This is a genomic window from Desulfosporosinus nitroreducens (assembly GCF_023897015.1).
In the GTDB taxonomy this organism is placed as follows: domain Bacteria; phylum Bacillota; class Desulfitobacteriia; order Desulfitobacteriales; family Desulfitobacteriaceae; genus Desulfosporosinus; species Desulfosporosinus nitroreducens.
This window is the reverse complement of sequence record NZ_JAMHFY010000063.1, coordinates 1-4,234: the sequence shown is the minus strand read 5'-3', so window position 1 is coordinate 4,234 and position 4,234 is coordinate 1. Positions and strand designations below refer to the sequence as shown.

Sequence of the window (4,234 nt, the reverse complement as noted above, 5' to 3'; positions counted from 1 at the left end):
GCAGGGCATGTTCGGGACAAATACCGTTATGACCCCTTTGGTGCCCCCATGCCCGGCGGGAAGTTAAGCCCGAATACTAGGCTATTCAACAACCCCTATGGCTACAACGGTGAAGCTCATGATATTGATTCCGGCTTGCAGTTTTTAAGAGCAAGGTATTATGACCCGAGCATGGGCAGGTTCCAGACCAGGGATAGTTACCTGGGAGAGATCATGAGCCCGCTGAGTCTAAATCGGTATGTGTATACGGCTAATAATCCGGTGATGTATTCTGATCCGAGCGGTCATATACCAAATCCCGACACCTTCCAAGCATATTCATATAAGCCTACGCTCGCGGAACAGTTTTTACAATACTCTCCAATGAACTCTAGGCCTGAGCCTGCGGTCTATAAGCCTATAACGGAAGTTATACGCTCTTTGAAAAATCCCCAAGTTGTTCCGGAGAATATATTGGTTGGACCAACGATAAGTAATAGTGTCAGCAATAGTGTTAGAGTGACAGATTCTAAGTCATATGCAGATCAGGCATCAGCGATGAAGCCGAATTATAATAAAGTTCTATGTGATGGGGAGGATATATCCCCTCAGGGGACGAGTAATGCTGATTATCTAGTTTCATCTGGAAAACAGCTTATACTAGGTAATTACACAAATGATGTAACTGCTCTTGGAACAGCAGGACAAATAGGTACGGGTTTACTTGGGGTAGATTTGCCAGGAGACATCAGAGACATATCTTATGATGTGAAGAATTGGGAATGGTCATGGAGCCATGCTGGAAAGACGACACTTGATACAGCAGGGTTACTACCGGTGATCGGAGCTTTAAAATACACAGATGAAGCTGCGGCTCTACTAAAAGGGGGCGCGGGTAATGCTGTAAAGACAGATTTCTACGTTACACCAAAAGGAGACTTAATCCCTGCAACAAAAGAAAGCTTCAATAACAACCTATCAAAAATGACTAATGAAAATGGTAAGTACGTTGGGGAGGGAAGTAATGGGCCTGTTAGAGTAAGAGTTGAGGATGCTCATCCCGAGAAGCCAGGTTTCTCAGGGCAAAATAATCCTTACCATGAAGTGCCGCATATTCATGTTGAGCATAAGAAAAATGGGCTTACAGGTCAATGGGGAAAAGGTGATTCAAGTAATAAAGCTACATTCCCTCAATATTGGTTAAAGTAATACAAGTTTGGAGGTATATATGAATAGCATAGTAGATAAAATTAACAATAGCAGTTGGGCTGATTGGTCATTAGATAAATTTGAAATTGATTATGAGAGAGTGCTAATAACCGTATCAGAAGACATTGAGGGTAATTTGACAATTTGCTGTAAGGACTATATTGGGTTCTCTTTCATAGGACATTGGGACGAGTCAGTCATTGAAGAGATTAATGTTGAGACATACGGGAGTCTCATTGATGAATCGTTACAAGTTGTAAAGAGTCTATATGGAGAAAGTCCTCTGCCTGGTGGAGGAGTAAAGAAAATTGATGACAGTTGGTATCAAGTAAATATTAAGTTGATTGATGGAAATATCATCAAAATAGCTTGCAAGAGTTTAGAAGTAGTGGAGCACTGACTGCATAATGTTGATTCTGCTGTAAGTTCCTCGGTACAACGATTCTAGCAAACCGATGTGTCACAAGGGTTCAGCGAAAAGTCAGCCTGGACCCTTTTTCTATTGCAGTGAATCCAGCTACTTTTGTAGCAAGCAGGTAAATAGGGAGCCAATGAAGTTCTGCTGGTTAGGCAAAGGGGTACTAGATGCCGACTCTACCGCTGAAGAAAGCTGTGTGATAACATGGTGGTAGATGTTGGAAAGACAGCAGTCACCACCAAAAGGCAACTACAGTTTCACACCTTACCTTTACGAATCACAACCTAGCTCGATATTCGAAGAGAAGGCATATAGCCCACCAGCATCCAGCTCATTCGTAAACTCTCGTAAAGAAGAGGCACCGGTCTCAGTAACGAGGACAAAGCCTCAAGGGGGCGAACGATGATCTCTACTTAGTACGAGAAAATTGTCTCAAAAGCAGAACGGGAATTCAATCAATATTTGGATTAATCCTATGACCTTATCATACTAGGGGGAGAGTTATGCTGTTCCAAATGTAAGCGCTGATGTTAGGAAATTTTCTGAGTATATATTTAAAGACGGTGCGGCACCTGGAAAGGACGTAGTATTTAAGGATTTAGGATATGGGATAAATGATTCTGAAGCGTTAATTAAAATGTATAATGAACAAGCTGCAGCTAAATTTGCAAATGGTGAGTATACACTTGGAAAAGTAGATTCATTTGGGCAGAGAATCAATATAGAAATTGAACTGACTGGTATTGGAAATGCTGCTGGCGAAACTAGTTATCTAAAATCAGGTTGGATGATAAGGCCAGATGGTTCGCTGACACTAAACACACCATTTTCTGGATTTACTAAGTAGGGGGATATGAAAAGATATGAAACCATTCCAAAAAGTAAAACTCTTAACTGACAAATATGTTGATGAAGGCATAAAAATAGGAGATGTTGGGGTTATTCTTGAAGACTATGATGGGGATAACTTTGAAGTTGAGTTTTCAGATAATAACGGTATTACCATAGCATTATTTGCAATACCGGGCAAAGAGTTAGAACTTGTTGATGATAAGTAACTCTTGTAAGCTCAATTTGATATTGAGAACTCACTGCATAAATCTGCCCAAACTAACTACAAACCAACCGATTTGAATCTAATGTTGAATTGTTGAGATAATACATTCATGCCCGGCAACAATATTTTTAGTTGCTGGGCTTCTTTATTTTACTATCGCTGTAAAATGTGTTTTAACCGTTTTGTTTAATTGTCCCAGCATAACGTTACTATGTAACATATTAAAACGTGCAAAACGAAGACTGTGCTGTCTGCCACTAAGATTAAACGGGAGGGAACTTCACGGGAAGCCCCTCCCTGTAGTTTTTATGCAAAATTTGTCTATACCCGTCCTCATGGGCCATCAAATTTGCTGATTTATGCAAAAAGCTACAGATAAGTAATAATGCAGCATCAATGAATATTAAAATCTTTCAAGCCTTATTAGCCCAGTAAAATAAAGGGTTTGAAAATAATACAGCTATAATATTTCTGGAATTTTGGTCTGTAAACAGTCTTAAACGATAGTTCTGTAATTTCAAGTATCATTACTTCAAAGTTGTATACTGCTATTGTTTTTATTTGCATTTGTTAAATATCTGAGATGACTTTGTTTGTATTGGGGCGGCGGTTTTAATTGTAGCAAGTATCCCGCTTAATACTACAAAATATAACTTTACTTTAAAATGTCAACGTTGTAGCTCTCTTTGTCACTGCTTTAATGTATATAGTCACTGTAATTGTATGTCCCGCTTGAGGTTATAAAGAGGAAGCTATTTATGTGGGGCGGCGGTTTTGATATTTTCCTGTGAAACGGTTGGCAACTTAACCTCTGCCACCGACGGCAACGGCCACACCAGCACCTCCACCTATAACCAAAGGCATGAAACACTCAGCGCACCAACCCATTAGGGGAAAAAGAAAGCTATGAGTATAACCCGGTAGGCACTCTTGCCAACTACACTAAAGCAGACGGCACGGAAATAAGCTACAGCTATGACATCCTCAACCGTCTCTCAGCCAAACTCTATAAACAAGCGGACAGCAACGACGAAAACGTCCAAGATGCAGCCACAGCTGAAGTGGAGGCAACCATAGACTCACAGACCAACTCCAGTGAAGAAACTAATTCAGCTAAACTGATGAGAGCATTTACTCGTCCTTCCCATCCGGCAAAGACTTCTCCGACAAAAACTTCTCCGGCAAAGAAATCTACCGACGTTAAGACTGCTCCATCAAATTCAGCCCCAGCTAACCCCACTACTGCCGATCCTGCCCAAAGTCAGGATAGCGAAGACGTCTACTATAACTATTACATCATGGGCAGCCGCACCATCATGGATGGCCCGGAAGGAGAAACAGGCTACAGCTATGACAAAATGGAACGACTCACGTCTGTCAGCCTGCCCACGGCTGAAGAAGTAACGTATGTCTATGATAAGCTGGGCAGAAAGTCCAAGCTCATCTATCCAGACGGCAAATACGTCAAATACACCTATGATGCTCTCGATCGCCTCACCTCAGCCACGGACTGGGAAGGGCAAAAGACCCTCTACAGCTATGACGCCAATGGACGGAGAATCGAAACCGTT

At 41.5% G+C, this 4,234-nt stretch carries 4 protein-coding genes and 1 pseudogene; all 5 read left to right on the top strand.

Annotation, left to right across the window (positions count from 1 at the left end):
• Nucleotides 1-1,188: RHS repeat-associated core domain-containing protein (locus tag M8E35_RS25960; protein WP_289711018.1), on the top strand; the 1,188-nt coding region annotated here is incomplete at its 5' end.
• A 19-nt stretch (nt 1,189-1,207) separates the two neighbouring features.
• Nucleotides 1,208-1,588 carry a hypothetical protein gene (locus tag M8E35_RS25955; RefSeq protein WP_252473865.1) on the top strand — a complete coding sequence of 127 codons (381 nt, stop codon included), beginning with the start codon at nt 1,208-1,210 and terminating at the stop codon, nt 1,586-1,588.
• Between the two features lie 544 nt (nt 1,589-2,132).
• Nucleotides 2,133-2,453: pseudogene (locus M8E35_RS25950) on the top strand (DUF6883 domain-containing protein); the annotation flags it as partial.
• Nucleotides 2,454-2,469: 16 nt separating this feature from the next.
• Entirely contained in the window at nt 2,470-2,664 is a 195-nt protein-coding gene (locus tag M8E35_RS25945) for a DUF4926 domain-containing protein (protein WP_252473863.1), read from the top strand.
• Between the two features lie 1,060 nt (nt 2,665-3,724).
• Nucleotides 3,725-4,234, top strand: a 510-nt coding sequence (locus M8E35_RS26805) for an RHS repeat domain-containing protein (protein ID WP_252473862.1), incomplete at its 3' end; no start/stop codon positions are given.

What these genes read in the sequence shown, in the direction of transcription:
- M8E35_RS25955 (WP_252473865.1), top strand. Translation starts at nt 1,208, where the DNA reads ATGAATAGCATAGTAGATAAAATTAACAATAGCAGTTGGGCTGATTGG.
- M8E35_RS25945 (WP_252473863.1), top strand. Translation starts at nt 2,470, where the DNA reads ATGAAACCATTCCAAAAAGTAAAACTCTTAACTGACAAATATGTTGAT.